The following is a 17,471-nucleotide window of genomic DNA, read 5'->3' as shown; positions in this document are numbered from 1 at the left end:
CAGCTGACTGGCGGCGTAGAGCGGAAGTTCACCGCGCGGTTTGTACGCTCAGGCCGTGGGCCGCAGGTGTAGCGCCGGGGCGCAAGGCAAAGGTTTATCGTAATATGCTGAAAACAAAAGATAAGGGATGGAGCAAAGGAATGTGTATGTCGACACGCACCTCAAGGATGAAACGTTTACTCATTGGCTTATCAGCCGTTTTACCACTGGCTCAGACATCACTGGCCGTTGCGGAAAACAGCAACGGAAAAACGCTCTATCTACAGCGATGCGCCGTGTGCCATGGCCCCGATATAAAGGCCTCCGGGCCATTGGCTAAAAAAAGCAATCCCCCCACGCCCGACCTTACAACCGCCGCGTTCAAACAACGGCTGCATGATTATCCGGGCGTGATCGTGTCGTCGATAATACTTCGCCCAAATGGCAACCTGATTCCAAAGACGTTGAAGGACAACGGTGTGAAGATAGCGCCGCACGCGTGGAGCGTTCAGGATTTCCGCGATCTGCATCAATACATGAGTAGTGTGATTTCAAAAAGTTGAGGGGTTTGAGTGCGGCGGGCGTACCGCCGATGGACAGCAATTGCCCTGCTTAATAGGAAACATTACTATTCACGCCCCGCCTCCTCAGTGCCTTCGCGATGATTCCTCAGCCGCCCCGCAGAACAGGCTTTTTCGAGCACTACGAAGAGTTGATCGGCACGTGGACGCGCCGCTTGAGGAGCCGTCAGCAAGCCGAGGACCTGACCCACGACACTTTTGTGCGAGTGCTCGAGTCCCACGCCAGCGAGGTTGCACAACCACGCGCCTACCTGCATCAAACCGCGCGCAATATCGCGGTGGACGCCTACCGGCGCGAAGAACGTCGCGAGGCGTTGATGTTGCAGGCCGCTGATCACGCCCCCCACAGCGGTGATCCGGAGCATTACATGCACGCGATTCAGTTGGCTGACTCCATCGAGCGGGCCCTGGTCGAGTTGCCGCTCAACTGTCGCAAGATTTTTATCTGGCAGAAAATCGAGGGGCTCACCCAGCAGGAAATCGCCGTGCGCCTGGGGCTGTCTAAAAACATGGTGGAGAAGTATATGATCCGCACCCTGCGGCATCTGCGTGACCGCCTGGATGCAATGGCGCCATGACCCGCATTGAAACAGGATCTTCCACGATGGATAAGCGTGTCCGTGACGAAGCGGCACAATGGTTTGTGCGCCTGCAAGACGGCCCGTTGAACGCCGAAGAACGGCGACGTTTCGAGGCCTGGCGTGCCGAGCAGCCCGAACACCAATATGAATTCGATGTGCTGCAAGGGCTGTGGAGCGCCACCGATCTGCTGCCCCAACCCCGTTTGCAGGCTTTGTGCGATGCGCCGGCCGAGCGCCCCAGAGGTGGCGCGGTGCTGCGTTATGCGGTAGCGGCCGGTGTGGTTGCCATTGCCGTGGGCCTGGGTTTGTTCAGCGGGCTGGGCCAGTCCAAGCCGTACAGCGCCGAGTTCACTACCCGGGTGGGCGAGCAGCGCCAGGTGGCCTTGCCCGACGGTTCTGTGATGGACCTCAACAGCCGCAGTGTGGTTGCGGTTCACTACGAAAAAGGTCGGCGGGGCATTGAGCTCAAGCAGGGTGAGGCGATGTTCAGTGTCGAGCACGACGTCAGTCGCCCGTTCGTGGTGGCCGCCGGGGCAGGGCAGGTGACGGTCACCGGCACACGCTTCGATGTGCGTCGCGATGACGACCGCACCCGCGTGGTGGTCGAGACCGGCACCGTCAAGGTGCAGGGACGAGCGTCGGCTCAAGTCGTGACGCTCACCGCCGGCCGGGGCACTCATGTCGATACTCAGGGCGAAGTGGCTGCGGCCTACGCCGTAAACCCTGAAGAGCTGACCGCATGGCGCACCGGCAAACTGGTGTTCAACAACGCTAGCCTGGCCGAAGTGGCGCGGGAAGTGTCGCGCTATCGCGAGCAACCGTTGCGCGTCACCACGGCAGCGGTGGGCAACCTGCGTCTGACCAGCGTGTTCAACGCCAGTGACACCGACGCCCTGCTCAAAGCCTTGCCACATATTCTGCCGGTTGCCTTGCGCACCTTGCCGGACGGCAGCCAGGAAATTATTTCACGCTGACATTCAGGTTTTTTTCGCGTTATTCGTCTTCTCCTGCAACTGCAACTGGTTTGCATTAACAGCCGCACACTTTTGCGATCACAGGACTAGGTTCGACGTGAAAAAACTCGCCCTCCACAACAATAAAATCTCCCGCTGGGCGCCTCTCGCCCTGGCTATTGCAGTCAGCATCGCGCTGCCTGCCGCACAGGCTGGCGAAGGCATTCATATTCGCGCCCAGCCCCTGGGCGCAGCCTTGAGCCAACTGGGCCAGCAGACCTCCCTGCAAGTGTTCTTCAGCCCCGACATGGTCGCCGGCAAGCAAGCCCCAGCAGTGGATGGCAACCTCTCGCCTGAACAAGCCCTGCGCCAATTGCTGCAAGGCAGTGGGCTGGATTACCAGATCGACGCAGGCTCCGTAACCTTGCGCACGCTGAGCGCCGGCACTGGCGAAGCTGGCTCGCCGCTGGAACTGGGCGTCACCGACATCAAGGTGGTGGGTGACTGGCTCGGCGATGCCGACGCCGCCGTGGTGCAAAACCATGCGGGTGCACGCACGGTGGTGCGCCGCGAAGCCATGGTGGAGCAGGGCGCGATGAACGTCGGTGACGTATTGCGCCGCGTGCCTGGCGTGCAGGTACAGGAATCCAACGGCACCGGGGGCAGCGATATTTCTCTCAACGTCGGCGTACGCGGCTTGACCTCACGCCTGTCGCCACGCTCGACCGTGCTGATTGACGGCGTACCGGCAGCCTTCGCCCCGTACGGCCAACCGCAACTGTCGATGGCGCCCATTTCCGCCGGTAACCTGGACAGCATCGACGTCGTGCGTGGTGCCGGGTCCGTGCGCTATGGCCCACAGAACGTCGGCGGTGTGATCAATTTCGTGACCCGCGCCATCCCGGAAAAATTCTCCGGGGAAGTCGGCACCACCCTGCAAACGTCCGCCCACGGTGGCTGGAAGCACGTCGAAAATGCGTTTATCGGCGGCACCGCCGACAACGGCATCGGCGCCGCGTTGCTGTACTCCGGGGTCAATGGCAACGGCTATCGCAACAGCAACAATTCCAACGACATTGACGATGTAATCTTCAAGACCCACTGGGCGCCGACTGATCAAGATGACTTCTCGCTCAACTTCCACTATTACGATGCCAGCGCCGACATGCCCGGTGGCCTGACCCAGAAGCAGTTTGACGCCAACCCGTACCAGTCGGTGCGCGACTGGGACAACTTCAGCGGCCGCCGCAAGGACGTGTCCTTCAAGTACATCCGCCAGATCGACGACCGTACCCAGGCTGAAGTGCTGACCTACTATTCCGACAGCTTCCGAGGCAGCAACATCGCCAACCGCGATCTGAAAACCCTCAGTTCCTACCCACGCACCTACTACACCTTCGGCATCGAGCCACGGGTGTCTCATGTGTTCGATGTGGGCCCCAGCACGCAGGAAGTCAGCGTTGGCTACCGCTATTTGAAGGAAGGCATGCATGAGCAGGCCACCAGCCTGAACCTGGTCAACAACGTACCCACGCCAGGTGGGCAGAACGACGGCCACGTTTATCAAGACCGCACCGGCGGCACCGAAGCCAGCGCGTTCTACATCGACAACAAAATCGACATCGGCCAGTGGACCATCACGCCGGGCATCCGCTTTGAAGACATCCGCACCGAATGGCATGACCGCCCGGTCGTGGCCCTGAACGGCAAGCGTACCGAGGAAAAACGCCGCGAGATTCACAACAATGAACCGCTACCGGCCCTGAGCGTGATGTACCACGTCAGCGACGCATGGAAACTGTTCGCCAACTATGAAACCTCCTTCGGCAGCTTGCAGTATTTCCAGTTGGGGCAGGGCGGTACCGGCAACCAGACCGCCAACGGTCTGAACCCGGAAAAAGCCAAGACCTACGAGATCGGGACGCGCTACAACGACAGCATCTGGGGCGGCGAAGTGACGCTGTTCTACATCGACTTCTCGGATGAACTGCAATACGTCAGCAATGACGTAGGCTGGACCAACCTCGGCGCCACCAAGCACGCTGGTATCGAAGCGTCGGCCCACTACGACCTGTCCAATCTTGACCCGCGCCTCGACGGCCTGACCGCCAACGCCGGCTTTACCTATACCAAGGCCACCTCCGAGGGCGACGTACCGTTCAAGGGCCGCGATCTGCCGCTGTATTCCCGTGAAGTGGCGACCCTGGGCCTGCGTTACGATGTCAACCACTGGACGCACAACCTGGACGTCTATGCCCAGTCTGGCCAGCGTGCGCCAGGCACCGGCACCACCTATATCACTCAAGGCACCGCTGACGGCCAGTACGGTGATATTCCGGGCTATGTTTCGGTCAACGTGCGCAGCGGTTATGACTTCGGCGCGCAACTGTCGAACCTGAAACTTGGCGTGGGGGTGAAAAATCTCTTCGACCAGCAACATTACACGCGCTCCAGCGACAACAACGCCGGGATATACCTGGGCGAGCCACGCACGTTCTTCGTACAGGCAAGCGTTGGATTCTGATCTTCGATGGATGGCAAAAATCGCAGCCCAAGGGTTGCGATTTTTTTTGCCTGCGCCAGGCGTAACGCAAGCCTGCCTGATGTGTTTCCTACACCGCCAAAGCACATACTGTTGCTGCGTCAGGAACTGTTTCCGACACAAAACCACACATGGGAAAGCTGATGGGCTTCGACACTGTGTTGGAGCGACAAGCTGAAAATCGCGCCTACTGCAATGGAGAAACCTATGTCGGTATCGATGGATACATCCGTCTCTGCTTCAAAAACGCCAGACCTTTCACAAGTCACTGGCAAGGCCGTCGTCAAACACACTCGCGAGGCCCCTGCTGCGCCTTCTTTCAATGATCAGCGAGCTGCCCATGTCAACTTCCCGAGCGCGGAAAACAAGGCCGGGCCGGTGTTCGATCACCATCAGCCGGCAACAACCGCGGCTGATGTGCTTGGCCATCAACACAACCCTCCCGGGCTGCATCACTTACTGAGCCAACTCAAGCGCTGGCTCAGTCATTGGTTCCTGGGGCATCGGCCGCCCATGCATCCGGGCTGCAGCAACCCGCCGCCAAGGCCCAACCCCGGGGCAAGCAATCCACCGCCGCGCCCCGACCCTACCGCAGGGGGTAGGCCTTATCCGGTCGCCCCCGGCAGGCCGGACCCGCAATACTCATTAAAGAGTAACGAAGAGTTGGCGCAGCAATTGCGCGACAGTTTCAACGCGTTTAGAGATCCAAATAACCCTGGGTCTATCAGCGTTGACAGCATTCTTGCGATGGCGAAACGAGGATGGTCACCTAACCCGGTCATGAGGGAAAACACCCGCTTGGCCAATGAGCTGCTGCGACGTCCGGAACTGATGGCGGCGCTTGACCGGGACGGTCGCACCGGTGCGTTGAATGATCTTATTGATTGGAAAAGCCTGAACGCGGTTATCCAGGGAGATAACTACTTCAAGTACAAGACTGACAAGGAATTGGCCGCTGAAATGCTCGAGCATTTCGATGAACTCAAGGATGGGAGCGGCGGGCCCCACCTGAAATTCAAAGACTTGAGGAAACTTGCAAGTCAGGAGCTCACGGGCGATGCAGCCAAGGATCACCTGATCCAATTGGCCCAGGCAGTCATGAAACGGGGCGACCTGCTCAAACTGATGGATAACCTCGTCAGTGCCGACGGTGATGGAAAGATCCGTCGCAAAGCATTGGCCTTACTGTCGCAATAACCCACTTTCAGGCGCTGCGCTGCGAAAACGGCGCCTGATTAAATTATTTAAGGAACGGCTTACGCTTATTTGCCACATAGGTGGTAACTGCGGTGGTGCATCGGCCCACCGCTTTTCAGATTTCGCCTGAGGGAAAACACATGACTTCAACTTCGTTTAATTCCTCCCAATCCTGCCGCCTTGAACTTCTGCAAAACAACCAGCAAGTAAAACCTTCGCTCTCCGACAAGGGCGGAGTATCAGAAGGTATGCCCACTGCAGCGCAGGAATATGTGGCCCAAGCCCGCCGCATGAAAGCGTTTGCCGGCGAGCGAAAATTTCAGGCGCCCGTTGCGGATGATTTTTCCCGGGGCATGTTGGCTGACCGCCAGGTTCCAGTGGCCCGCGCCGATTCACTGAAAAGCACCGGGCTGATCAATAGCCTGACGACGTGGTGGCGTAGTCGAAAGTCAGGTTGATGCTGCCTCGCCTGGGCTTTTACATATTGTCATTGGTATTCGCTACTCATCCGGAACTGCCGTCTCCCTCCAACCACACATGAGGTGCTTGTCCGAGTGGAATCCATTCGTTGATCTTGTCATTCCGACACAGGTCACCAAGCGGATATGCATCTGAATAGAGTTGGAGAAAACCCATGAAAATCGAGGGTGTACTACCTCCCGGTCGGCCTCTCGCCCCTGGCGGATCAGCCGCGCGAGCAACGTCGCTATCACCGGTCACTTGGCAGGAAGCCTCTTGCGTGTCGGAGCGAGGAATCTCTCGCCAGCCCACTCTTTTGCGCGGAACGTTATCCGCTCTAAGTCATCGAGACCTGCAGAACTTCCCCGCTGAACGGGCGAGCAGTTCCTTGCCGGGTGAAACTTCAACGGACAAGCAATTGGCAAAGGCCCTTGAAAAAGCCTTTGGTCTGTTGCACCCCTTCCTTAATGAGGGGCGCTTGACCTGGATGTCATTGCAGCGGATCGCCGCTCAACCCATGGGTGAAAACGAGGCACTGGACGGCGTCATTCAGGTCGTCAGGGAAATTCTCAAGCGTGCGCGGTTAAGCGACACCATCTTCAGCCGCGACGGCGATATCACGCGTGACAGCCTCAGTGCGGCAGCCCAGGCTTTGCATGGCAACAGCTCGGCGAGTGTGTTCAGCCAGGATCCGTTTCATACCCATGGCAACGCGCAAGTGGTGCAAGCGCTGCAAAGCCAGTTTGAACAGTTGAGAGACAAGACAATGGATCGCACCTTCCTGTTCGAACAACACCAGTACGTTGAGATTGCCAAGCTCAAGGCGGTCATGCAGGACCCTTACGAAGTTGATCAGCAGGGCAGCCCTGTACTGGACACGTCTACCGGCATGCCCAGGCCCCAATACAGTGAGTTGTGTGTCTACACGGCGAAGAACATTTTCGAACGCCCAGGTTTGCTGCCCTCATTGGAACGTGCCAACGGCACGCGACTGTTTGGGCCCCCCCACAAAGAGGGGTGGCTGAGCAACAAAAGCCTCGAGCGCTGGCGGGAGCAGGACGATGCTCGCAAAGCGCGCTGACTTATACCTTGAGGATTTTGCCGCTGATGGCCACGGCCGCCAGCAACACTGCTATCAATACAAAGGCGGTGCTCAGGCTGCTGCCATGGGCGATAAAACCGATCACCGCAGGGCCGGCGAGAATGCCGGCATAACCGAGCGTGGTGATGGCCGGCACCGCAATATGCTCCGGCATGACCTTTTGTTTGCCGACGGCGGTATACAGCACCGGCACGATATTCGAACACCCGGCACCCACCAATGCGTATCCAAGCAATGCAGTTTCCCAGGCGGGTAATAGCGTCGCGATGAGCAGGCCGACACACGCCAAGGTGCCCCCGATCACGATCACTCGCGTTGCCCCCAGGCGTCGGACAATGGCATCACCGGTCAAACGCCCAGCGGTCATGGTCAAGGCAAATGCCGCGTAGCCAAGGCCGGCGTAAGCTTCATCCAGGCCGCGCTCGGCACTGAGGAATACAGCACTCCAATCCAGCACGGCACCTTCGGCCAGGAACACGATGAAACACAGGCAACCGATAAACAACACCACTCCATGTGGCACCGCAAACGCCGGGCCGGAGCTTTCACTGCCATAAGGCAGGAGGTGCGGTGCGGCCTTGAGCAGCGCCACAACCATGATAACCACTACTACCAGCGTCGCCTCAAGTGGCGACAGGCCCAGGCCCAGCAACCCGGCAACCCCCGCTGCGCCGACGATGCCCCCCAGGCTGAACAAACCATGGAAGCCCGACATCATGGTTTTACCACTGGCGCGCTCGACAATCACCGCTTGCAGATTGACGGTGGAATCCACGGTGCCCAAGCCCGCGCCGAACAGGAACAACCCTGCGATCAACAACGGGATCGAACTGACCGTGGCCAGCATCGGCAGGGCCAGGCAGATCATGAGCGTCCCCGCGGTCAGCACGCGACGGCAGCCGTAGCGCGATGCCAAGGCGCCTGCTGCCGGCATCGCGATGATCGAGCCAACTCCCAGGCACAACAGCAGCAGGCCAAGCGTGCCTTCATTCAGATCGGCGCGCGCTTTGGCATACGGCACCAACGGCGCCCAGGCGGCGATACCGAAGCCAGCGATAAAGAAAGCGATGCGCGTCGACATCTGCTCCAGCCGCCCGGGAATTACGGGCGCAGGGGTGGGGATGGCAGTCATGAAAAGTCCTTGGTTTTGCGTTCATCGAGCGATGTTCAGTGTTACATCCTTGCACATCAGGCCCTCTGGAGCGAGCCGGGTTCCCTCCGCGTTCGGGATTAAAAATACGGATTGAGAAAATTATTTTTTTACAGAGCCGGAACGCTTTGGTGGCTGATAACCACACAGGAGTGATTGAACCTGTAGGCGGTGGTCTGGAAGGTGCGTAATCCTCGTGAGGGTGGCTGAACCCCAGGTTTCTTGCGACGGATTACCACCTTCCAGTCCACTTCCCACAGGTTGGAGGTTCTGTAATACGCTTCCCCTGTCCGATAACGTTGGTGGGCAGATGTCAGCTGTTTCTTCGGAACTTGGTTATTCAGATATAAACTCGCGTAAGAGTTTTCTTGTTGTTCTTAGATGGCTCATTGGCTGTATGTCTTGCTTTATAAGCGACACTTCCATCTTCGGTGTACGAAACTTCTTTTTTATTGGGTAAGCGCCGAAAAGCGCGGGAAATCGCTAAGCTTTAGGCTGTTCAGGTGCTTTTTTTCGCAATCCATCAGGTATTGGCGAGGGGGAGTCGTTCAGTTGAAAAGTTGATGGCGGGTAACAAAGGATGGTTAACGCGTTTGTTTCGTCACGTTTCAAATTGGTTCTTCCAGGCATAACCACAGACTTTCAGGTAGTGGCATTCAAAGGCACTGAAGCCCTCGATCAGCCTTACTTCATACATGTGCAACTGGTCAGCGAAGACCCTTCCTTCGATTTGGAGGCGCTTCTTCATCAACCCGCCTATCTGGACTTTGGCGAAGCGGAGCAGGGGCTGCATGGGCAGGTCTACGCCATCGGTCGAGATGACCCTGGCGTGCGGCTCACCCGTTATCACCTGACCCTCGCCCCGCGCCTGGCCTGCCTTGCCCATCGTCGCGACCAGCGGATATTCCAGCAACGCAGCGTGCCGCAGATCATTGCAACGGTCCTTGAACACCACGGGATCCTTGCCGACGCCTATGCCTTCGAGCTTGGACCGGTGGTGTATCCACCTCGGGTGTTTTGCGTGCAGTACAGGGAATCCGACCTGCACTTTATACAGCGGCTGTGTGAAGAGGAGGGTATTCACTACCATTTTCGCCACAGCGTGGATAACCATCTGCTGGTATTCGGTGACGACCAGACGGTATTTCGACGGCTGGCGGTGCAGCGTTATTGCTCGTCGGGTGATCCGGCGCTCGAGGCCCGGGTGGTCCAGCGCTTCGACCGGCGTTTGCAAGCACGCAGTCAGCGAACCGTGCGTCGAGACTATGACTTTGAGCATCCTTCGTTTTGCCTGCAAGAACAGGCCGGTGCCAAAACGGCAGAACCATGGGAAGACTATGAATGCCCCGGTGGTTTCACCGGCCGTGCCCGGGGGGCGCAACTGGCGCGACGTGGCCTGGAGCGCCATCAGCGTGATCGCCATCGGGTGTTGGGCAAAAGCGATCAACCCGCGTTACGCAGTGGTCACTTTCTTGAACTGTGCGGTCACCCGGATCCAGCCTGCAATGACTTATGGTTGCTGACGTCGGTGCGTCATGAGGGCTGCCAGCCGCAGGTGTTGGAAGAGTCGGCATTCGAGGCCAGCGGGTTTCAGGGCTATCGCAACCGATTCACTGCAACCCCCTGGCGCGCAGTACATCGCCCGGCCCTCAAGCACCCCAAGCCGACGATCAGTAGCAGCCAGACCGCAACGGTAACCGGGCCCGTTGGAGAGGACGTGCATTGCGATGCCTATGGCCGGGTGAAGGTGCGCTTTCATTGGGATCGCCTGGACAAAAACGACGATACGAGCAGCTGTTGGCTGCGGGTGACTTCGGGCTGGGCCGGTGACGGATTTGGCGCGCTGGTCATTCCCAGGGTAGGCATGGAAGTGCTGGTGAGCTTCCTGGAAGGCGACCCGGACCAACCTTTGGTCAACGGCTGTTTGCCCAATGCGTTGCACTTGCCGGCTTACCCCTTGCCACAGCACAAGACACGCACGGTACTGCGCAGCCGTAGTTCCCCAGGCGGTAGCGGTGGCAATGAGCTGCATCTGGAAGACCGCAGTGGCGAAGAGCTCATCTACCTGCGCGCCCAGCGTGATCTGGAACAACGGGTGGGGCATGACAGCCGCCTGGAAGTGGCAGGGGAACGGCATGAAGTCATTCGGGGAACCAGTACGGTTCGGTTGGAAAGTGAGGAGCGTCGCCATGTTCTTGGTGCTCGCAAGGTTGTGCTCGAGGCGCACGACCACCTCGACGTACAGGGCGATAGCCTGACCCGTGTTGCTCAGACCCTGGTGATCGAAGCCGGACAACAGGTTCATCTCAAGGCTGGTGCCAACCTGGTGATTGATGCGGGTGCGCAACTGAGCCTGAAGGCTGGCGGAGAGCACCTGCTGATTCAGGCCGGCGGTATTTTCAGCAGCCGGCCCATCATCCTGGGCGGTTCACCGTCCGCAACGCGCTCGGTAACGCCCCCGCCAGTTGCCGGCGCGCAAATTTCTGCAGCGCAAGGCGTCATCATGGATTTGGCTAAAAAACTGGGTGCGGACTTTTGCCCGCTGTGCGAATGCTGCCGCGAAGGTCAGTGCGATATTGCGGGGAGGGCAGCTTGATGGACAGTCTGGTCACTCGATGGATGGCCCGACAGCAGCAACAAGGCTACCACCTATGCCTGATGCTTGAGGGGAGTCATGAGGCTAGCCAACCGCTGCTGGCAGGGCGCGATCTGTCGCGTTATTGCAACCTCTACAGCGAGACCGATGCGGCGCAGTTGGCGAGTTCTGGCCCGCTGATCCTATTGCTGGAACAAATGAACGAGCCCGCACTGATCGACCTGCTGCAACATCCCGAGTCGAACTGGGGATGGCTCTTTAGCCTATCCGCTGCCGACTTGGCGGGTGCAACGCGACATTGGCGCGACAGGCTGCTGGTGGGGCCGACGGGGCAGCGGGCGCTCTATCGTATTCACGACAACCGCACCCTGGCCCGCGCCTTGCTCCATCTATCAAAGGAGCACTGGCCGGTCTATCTCGGGCCGCTGGTCAGCGTGTGCTATTGGCATGAAGGGCGCTGGCACCAAAGCGAAAACCCTGCTCCGGGCGATTACTCGGCACCGGATCCAGCGCCCTGGCTGGATACGCCAAACCCACAGGCCGAAGCCATCCTGCACGCCAATATCCTGCGTTATCTGCTCGCGGAGCACAGTGAGGACCTGGCGGCATTGGTCGAATTCCAGGACCCCAGGGTCTGGCTCAGCCAAATACTGGAACAGGCGCGGACCTGGCAATGGCGCAGCCCCGAGCAGTTGGCGTTCCTGGTGGTGCGCCGGTTGGAAGAGACGATCCGAAGCAGCGTTATTCATTGGCCGCCTCGGGCTGGGGAAACACCTGAAGTGCATTTTGAACGGGTCGTGGAGCAGTGGCACAGGGAGGTGGAAAACGATGAATAGGTGGATGGCAGCGGTGTTGCTTGTTCTTGGGGGGGCGGGGATTCCGGGGTGCGCGGGGCGGGTGGTGGATAGTTTTACATTGGAGGTGGATTTGCCGGCGCAATTCAGCCTTGTTGGCGATGCGTCATACACACCAGCATCGGGAGAAATGTGCGAGCTGACCCGGCGAGGCGGTAAACGTCCGAATCTGAAGATATTCAAGGCTGCCAGCAAGTCAGTGGCAAATAGAGTGAGTTTTGATGTGCCATTAACACAACAGGTGGAAGGCTGCCCGCTTGTTTTACGCAAACTTGTGTTTGCAATTAATGCGACGTGGGGCACGCGCTGGTCGGATATCGGGCGGGATTATGCGGCTATCTATTTTCTGGATAATCAAGGACCTGGCATATTTTCAGTGCTTGGTACTCGGCCTCAAGAGCTCCCTGGGCAATGCCAATGGTTATTTCGTACTGTTGGCCCTGAACATGCCGTTATCAAGGTGCTTCGATGTAATTCGTTGAATGCAAGTGGACAGCCCACGAAGGTACGAGCCGGCGGACATGTTTCTCGTAGCGGATTGTCCGGGAAGACATTGAGAATGGTGCTTGCATTAACCGAAGATGAGTTGCCAGCCGTGGAGGATAACTGGGTAAAAGTGTCGGGTGGCTGGAAGCGCTGCAAGGGCGAAAGTCAGGAGGATATGTTTGCATTTTGTCGTGGCAATGTCTCTGACTTCAAGGCTTTCAAAATGCCAGATGGGCGCCTTTGCAGTATTTATCCGACCTGTGATTAATAAGGAGGAAACTCATGGAACACGATGCATGGAAGCAGCAGTTCTTCAACGACAGGATGCCTGCTTGCCCATTGAAAGGGCATTGGTTGACGTTTTGCTTAGTGGATGAAACCGGGAGTGGTAAGGGTTATGGGGGGCTGCCTTACACAATCTATGATGGTGCGGGGCAACAGTACAGAGGTCGGTTGAACGGGGAGGGTTTCGCCAGAGTGGCGGATTTTTCCTGTGGCCCCGTAATCCTTGTGATGGAGGAGCGGTATTCGGGACAGGAGGAGCTTTATCAGTCGCTGATGTCGCGATCCTTTTACGCTTTGCCTATCACTGAGCTTCAAGTACGTGCCGAGCAAACACATTTTCTTGTTAGCCACGATCAGCATGGCGAAAATAATCCTGCACGGCAGAATGCAGATCATTTTTATCAAGTTGAAGTGAGTGATCTGGTTCGACATAGCGCTCACCTGCCGCCACGATCGTCGCAAACCCGCCACCCAAGGCGGCATGTGCAAAAATTGATGGCAGACCTTGGGTTTGGGCCTCCAGAACTATCTTCCAATGGATTGGTACTGTTTCCCAAGAGGTTTACGGTGTTGGAGGTTCGTCCTCTGCGAGCGTTACGCCCCGCCATTTCAATACATGATCAATTTTGTGCTTTAAATCTTTACCAATTGGCTTTAATGGCTACATTAAGTTACTGCGAGTTTGGTCAAGAACCCTCGACAGCGCCTGAGGATAAGGTCAGCTTTCCACTGGATCCAAGTATCGGAAATTTATTTGTCGAATACCTGTCTTGCTACAAGGAAGCGTGGAGATTCGACTCAGAGCAAGTACAGCGTTTTTTCCCAGTGTATGAAGAGGTGGCCTATTCACGTCGATTTGAGATTTTGCCTTTTGATCCCGCGTTGTACGGACAGGGTGACACCTTGGGTAGTCCTGAACACCCAGAGCGACTTCATTTTTTTAACGATGTTGAGTCTGGTACGGATACTCAAGCATTCATCTGTCATCACAATGAGGTTGTTCTCATCGCTGTGCGTGGCACGGCTAGCGGCGCCGACGTCTTGCGTGATGCGGATGCCCATCAGGTCTCCCTTGTTGAGGGTGTTGGTAAAGCGCATCTCGGGTTTTATCAAGCGTTTCGGGCCATGCAAAATTTCATACTCGGTTATCTTGCTAGGTTTCACACCGGCCAGCGCATTGTAATTTGCGGCCACAGCCTTGGCGGCGCCATTGCATTGCTGTTGGCCGAAGGACTGCGCCGAACGCCGGACGCCCACTACAACATCCTCCTTTACACCTATGGGGCGCCCCGTGCCGCTGACTCCGAATTCACTGCCGGCGCTTCATCACTGGTCCACCACCGCATCGTCAATCACAACGACCCCGTGCCTAGTGTCCCCGCCCCGTGGATGAACACCACCGCCAAACTCTGGATACCCGGGGCCATCACGTTATTCAGTGCTCCTGCACCCGGTGGCCTGTTGTTCGCCGCCGGGTTGGTGCGCATGGGGGGCAACCCCTATCAACATCATGGTGAACAACATCACTTCATGCCGATCACGCTCCCGGACGGCACCCATTCTTCGGTGTTATGGAAGCCGGGCTGTGAGTCCATCGAAGAGGCAGGTTGTAATCGCGCATTGCAACTGCAGGGCGACATGCCCGACCGAGACAATCTATTGAGGCAGCTTTTTCAGTCCGGTCAACACTTCATGACCACCAGCTACATCCCCGCGGCCTGGGCTACATTGCGCCGCTGGCAACAAACCCTGGATAGCCAAGGCCCCTTGGTGACTCCAAGGGAGTTTGAGCTGCTCGACCAGGCGCTTGAGGACATGCGCGCGCAACTGCGGGCCAAACGGCGTGAGTTCGCCCATCGACGCCCTGCCAATGATCGCAGCCATGAAACCAGCGATGCCTTGAACGCCGAGATCGACCGTTTACATACCAGTCGCGAGCGTCTGGCCAGCCTGCGCTGGCGCCGCCTTCAAGCCCGCGATGTCTACGGCAGTCATGCGGGGGCCGCGCACCTGCAAGCCAGCCTCAAACGCTGGTTCAGCCACCGTGAGAATCGCGAGCCTGCTCAATTTGCCAGCATCCCACCGCCTTCCCACGATGATCTGGCAAGGGCGCAAACACTGGATATCGACTCCATCGTCTAGCCACCGGGTTACATAAACTCCACCTGTGCCGGTTGCCGCTTCATCAGCACCTCGCCATTGCGGATCGAGTACAGGGGCAGGCCCTGGCTACGAATGACTTCGTAGTCGCTGTCGGCCGACAGGATCAGCAGGTTGGCAGGGCGGCCGGCTTCCAGACCGTAGCGGTCACCCAGGGCCATGGCCTTGGCACTGTTGTCGGTGACCAGGTCCAGCGCGCTTTGCAGGTTGCGGTAGCCGAGCATATGGCAGATGTGCAGGCCGGCTTCCAGCACGCGCAGGATGTTGCCGTTACCCAACGGGTACCAGGGATCGACGATGGAGTCCTGGCCGAAACACACGTTCATGCCGGCTTCGAGCAACTCGTTGACACGGGTGACGCCGCGGCGTTTCGGGAAGCTGTCGAAGCGGCCTTGCAGGTGGATGCTTTCGGTGGGGCAAGACACAAAGCTGATGCCGGAATGCCCCAGCAGGCGAAACAGTTTGGCGCAGTACGCGTTGTCGTAGGAGCCCATGGCCGTGGTGTGGCTGGCGGTGACGCGGGTGCCCATGTCGCGGCTGCGGGCTTCTTCGGCAAGTACTTCGAGAAAGCGTGAGTGAGGGTCATCGGTTTCGTCACAATGCACGTCCACCAGGCAACCGGTGCGTTCGGCCAGGTCCATGAGGAACTTCACCGAACTGACCCCTTGATCGCGGGTGTATTCGAAGTGGGGGATGCCGCCGATTACGTCGGCGCCCAGGCGAATGGCTTCCTCCATCAACTCGCGGCCATTGCGGAACGACTCGATGCCCTCCTGGGGGAAGGCAACAATTTGCAGGTCGATCAGGTGCGTGCTTTCTTCACGCACTTGCAGCATGGCTTTGAGCGCGGTGAGGTCCGGGTCGGTGACGTCGACATGGGTGCGCACATGCTGGATACCATGAGCGGCGAGGGCCTGGATGGTTTTTTTGGCCCGGGCCTTGGTGTCTTCCTGGGTAATGGTGGCCTTGCGCTCCCCCCAGCACTCGATCCCCTCGAACAGCGTACCGCTCATGTTCCAGCGCGGTTCGCCGGCAGTGAGCGTGGCATCAAGGTGGATGTGGGGTTCGACGAAAGGCGGTATCACCAGGTTGCCGGCGGCGTCCAGATCGCCGGCCGCGAGCGTGGGCACGCTGGTTTGCGCAGTAATACTGGCGATCCGGCCGTGTTCCAGGTGCAGATCATGCAAGCCTTCACGGTTGCGCAGGCGGGCATTGATGATGTGCATGGTCAAGTTCCTCTTGGCTAAAAACAATCAGGCAGGCAGCCGCCGGATCCTCAAGGCGATACCGATGCCCCGGCGGTCATGATGCGTAGTATGGCGCTGAGCAACACGTAGGTCAGCGATGCGGCAACAATTCCCACCAGCGGCGCGACCCATGGCGAATTGAACGCCAGTACGGTACCCACCCCATACGCTACCAGACCTGGCCAGTTGAATGCCGGCAGGCGAGCATCCGCCAGACGCGGGTATTGGCCGCCATAACGATAGAAGAAGTCCGCCATGATCACCCCGCCAATCGGCGGGATCACGGTGCCCAGCAGGATCAGGTAGGGCACCAGCAGGTCGTACATGCCAAGCAAGGCGAGCAGGGTGCCGATTACTGCACCGGCCAGGGTCACTGTTTTGCGGCGCTGGGTGCGCAGCAGGTTGCAACCGGCGACGGCGAAGTTGTAGATGGTGTTGTCCTGGGTGCTCCAGATATTGAGCAGCAACATCGCCATCGCGGCCATGGCGAAACCTTGCAGCAGTAAAACCTCTACCACATCCGGTTGCTGATAGACGATGGCGCCATAGGCGCCGATCAGCACCATCAGGCCATTGCCGATAAAAAAGCCGATCAGGCTGGCCAGCACCGCGACCTTGGCCGAGCGCGAAAACCGCGTCCAGTTGGTGGCCTGGGTCGCACCGCTGACGAAGGTGCCGAACACCAGGGTAATCGCCGTGGACAAGTCCAACTCTGCGGTCGGCACCACCGCCAGCAGCCCCGGTAGCCCGCCGACTTTCACCGTGGCGACCCACATCGACAGGATCAACAATAACCCCATTGCAGGCACTGCGACCCAGGACAGGATTTCCAGCCCGCGATACCCCACATAGGCGGTGGCGCAGAACAATAAGCCAAACACCATCATCAACCCCAGCACACTGCCTGGGCTCAGCTGGAAATACTTGCCCAATACTACGGCCGCCGTGGCAGTGCCCCAGGCATACCAGCCGATCTGGGTAAAACCGAGGATCAAGTCGCTGAGCTTGCTGCCCACTTCGCCAAAACAGAAACGCCCCATCAACACCGAATTCAGGCCACTCTTGAACGCGATGTAACCCAGGCCTGCGGCATAGATACCCAACAACAGGTTACCCAGGGCCACGACGCCGAGCATGTCGATGAAACTGAACGCCACCCCCAGCTTGCCGCCGGCAAACATGGTTGCGGTAAAAAAGGTAAAACCCAGCAACACCATGGCCGTGGACGCAAGGCCTTTGCGCGCATGCAGGGGGACTTCGCTGAGGGGGTAATCGTTGCCAGGTGGTTGCTGCGTCATG

14 protein-coding genes are annotated in these 17,471 nt (G+C 58.4%); 11 read left to right on the top strand and 3 right to left on the bottom strand.

Annotated elements, in window-relative coordinates; translation table 11 throughout:
* Positions 1-167: 167 nt before the first annotated feature.
* The 7 genes from QMK52_RS24995 to QMK52_RS24965 all read left to right on the top strand — a co-directional run bounded on the left by QMK52_RS24995 (position 168) and on the right by QMK52_RS24965 (position 7,373).
* Positions 168-542, top strand: a complete 375-nt coding sequence (locus QMK52_RS24995; RefSeq protein ID WP_087945280.1) for a c-type cytochrome — start codon at positions 168-170, stop codon at positions 540-542.
* Between the two features lie 98 nt (positions 543-640).
* Positions 641-1,138 carry a sigma-70 family RNA polymerase sigma factor gene (locus QMK52_RS24990; protein ID WP_005786827.1) on the top strand — a complete coding sequence of 166 codons (498 nt, stop codon included), beginning with the start codon at positions 641-643 and terminating at the stop codon, positions 1,136-1,138.
* 26 nt (positions 1,139-1,164) lie between these two features.
* Positions 1,165-2,115, top strand: coding sequence for a FecR family protein (locus QMK52_RS24985; RefSeq protein WP_194440400.1), 951 nt, complete (start codon positions 1,165-1,167; stop codon positions 2,113-2,115).
* A gap of 97 nt (positions 2,116-2,212) precedes the next feature.
* A complete protein-coding gene (locus QMK52_RS24980; protein ID WP_005786830.1) occupies positions 2,213-4,618 on the top strand; it encodes a TonB-dependent siderophore receptor in 2,406 nt (801 codons plus the stop codon).
* A gap of 225 nt (positions 4,619-4,843) precedes the next feature.
* Positions 4,844-5,833 (top strand): hypothetical protein, encoded by a 990-nt coding sequence (locus QMK52_RS24975; RefSeq protein ID WP_005786832.1) that lies wholly within the window; start codon positions 4,844-4,846, stop codon positions 5,831-5,833.
* A 140-nt stretch (positions 5,834-5,973) separates the two neighbouring features.
* Positions 5,974-6,291 carry a hypothetical protein gene (locus tag QMK52_RS24970; protein ID WP_005786834.1) on the top strand — a complete coding sequence of 106 codons (318 nt, stop codon included), beginning with the start codon at positions 5,974-5,976 and terminating at the stop codon, positions 6,289-6,291.
* Positions 6,292-6,710: 419 nt separating this feature from the next.
* Positions 6,711-7,373, top strand: a complete 663-nt coding sequence (locus QMK52_RS24965) for a type III secretion effector protein (protein WP_232289413.1) — start codon at positions 6,711-6,713, stop codon at positions 7,371-7,373.
* A 1-nt stretch (position 7,374) separates the two neighbouring features.
* Here QMK52_RS24965 and QMK52_RS24960 read toward each other — a convergent pair whose 3' ends face one another.
* Positions 7,375-8,526, bottom strand: coding sequence for an MFS transporter (locus QMK52_RS24960; protein ID WP_005786838.1), 1,152 nt, complete (start codon positions 8,524-8,526; stop codon positions 7,375-7,377).
* Positions 8,527-9,124: 598 nt separating this feature from the next.
* Here QMK52_RS24960 and tssI point away from each other — a divergent pair.
* Genes tssI through QMK52_RS24940 form a run of 4 tightly spaced genes read left to right on the top strand, consistent with a single transcriptional unit; the run spans position 9,125 to position 14,907 of the window.
* Positions 9,125-11,140, top strand: a complete 2,016-nt coding sequence (gene tssI, locus QMK52_RS24955; RefSeq protein ID WP_320403607.1) for a type VI secretion system tip protein TssI/VgrG — start codon at positions 9,125-9,127, stop codon at positions 11,138-11,140.
* Complete coding sequence (locus tag QMK52_RS24950) at positions 11,140-11,976, top strand: DUF4123 domain-containing protein (protein ID WP_005786844.1); 837 nt, start codon at positions 11,140-11,142, stop codon at positions 11,974-11,976. The genes tssI and QMK52_RS24950 overlap by 1 nt, the downstream gene beginning before the upstream one ends.
* Entirely contained in the window at positions 11,969-12,748 is a 780-nt protein-coding gene (locus QMK52_RS24945; protein WP_005786846.1) for a hypothetical protein, read from the top strand. The genes QMK52_RS24950 and QMK52_RS24945 overlap by 8 nt, the downstream gene beginning before the upstream one ends.
* Positions 12,749-12,762: 14 nt before the next feature.
* Complete coding sequence (locus tag QMK52_RS24940) at positions 12,763-14,907, top strand: lipase family protein (RefSeq protein WP_005786848.1); 2,145 nt, start codon at positions 12,763-12,765, stop codon at positions 14,905-14,907.
* A gap of 8 nt (positions 14,908-14,915) precedes the next feature.
* Here QMK52_RS24940 and codA read toward each other — a convergent pair whose 3' ends face one another.
* Both codA and codB read right to left on the bottom strand, forming a co-directional pair.
* A complete protein-coding gene (gene codA / locus QMK52_RS24935) occupies positions 14,916-16,151 on the bottom strand; it encodes a cytosine deaminase (protein ID WP_320403606.1) in 1,236 nt (411 codons plus the stop codon).
* Between the two features lie 50 nt (positions 16,152-16,201).
* Positions 16,202-17,470 (bottom strand): cytosine permease, encoded by a 1,269-nt coding sequence (codB, locus tag QMK52_RS24930; RefSeq protein WP_194440403.1) that lies wholly within the window; start codon positions 17,468-17,470, stop codon positions 16,202-16,204.
* Between the last annotated feature and the right edge of the window lies 1 nt (position 17,471).

It is taken from the genome of Pseudomonas sp. P9_2 (assembly GCF_034008255.1).
Taxonomy (GTDB): domain Bacteria; phylum Pseudomonadota; class Gammaproteobacteria; order Pseudomonadales; family Pseudomonadaceae; genus Aquipseudomonas; species Aquipseudomonas synxantha_A.
The sequence above is the reverse complement of the archived record's forward strand: the minus strand, read 5'-3'. Positions and strand labels throughout refer to the sequence as shown.

Bases quoted from the DNA above. Each gene is read 5' to 3' on its own strand.
- QMK52_RS24995 (WP_087945280.1), top strand. From the start codon at position 168: ATGAAACGTTTACTCATTGGCTTATCAGCCGTTTTACCACTGGCTCAG.
- QMK52_RS24990 (WP_005786827.1), top strand. From the start codon at position 641: ATGATTCCTCAGCCGCCCCGCAGAACAGGCTTTTTCGAGCACTACGAA.
- QMK52_RS24985 (WP_194440400.1), top strand. From the start codon at position 1,165: ATGGATAAGCGTGTCCGTGACGAAGCGGCACAATGGTTTGTGCGCCTG.
- QMK52_RS24975 (WP_005786832.1), top strand. From the start codon at position 4,844: ATGTCGGTATCGATGGATACATCCGTCTCTGCTTCAAAAACGCCAGAC.
- QMK52_RS24970 (WP_005786834.1), top strand. From the start codon at position 5,974: ATGACTTCAACTTCGTTTAATTCCTCCCAATCCTGCCGCCTTGAACTT.
- QMK52_RS24960 (WP_005786838.1), bottom strand. From the start codon at position 8,526: ATGACTGCCATCCCCACCCCTGCGCCCGTAATTCCCGGGCGGCTGGAG.
- tssI (WP_320403607.1), top strand. From the start codon at position 9,125: ATGGTTAACGCGTTTGTTTCGTCACGTTTCAAATTGGTTCTTCCAGGC.
- QMK52_RS24950 (WP_005786844.1), top strand. From the start codon at position 11,140: ATGGACAGTCTGGTCACTCGATGGATGGCCCGACAGCAGCAACAAGGC.
- QMK52_RS24945 (WP_005786846.1), top strand. From the start codon at position 11,969: ATGAATAGGTGGATGGCAGCGGTGTTGCTTGTTCTTGGGGGGGCGGGG.
- QMK52_RS24940 (WP_005786848.1), top strand. From the start codon at position 12,763: ATGGAACACGATGCATGGAAGCAGCAGTTCTTCAACGACAGGATGCCT.
- codA (WP_320403606.1), bottom strand. From the start codon at position 16,151: ATGCACATCATCAATGCCCGCCTGCGCAACCGTGAAGGCTTGCATGAT.
- codB (WP_194440403.1), bottom strand. From the start codon at position 17,470: ATGACGCAGCAACCACCTGGCAACGATTACCCCCTCAGCGAAGTCCCC.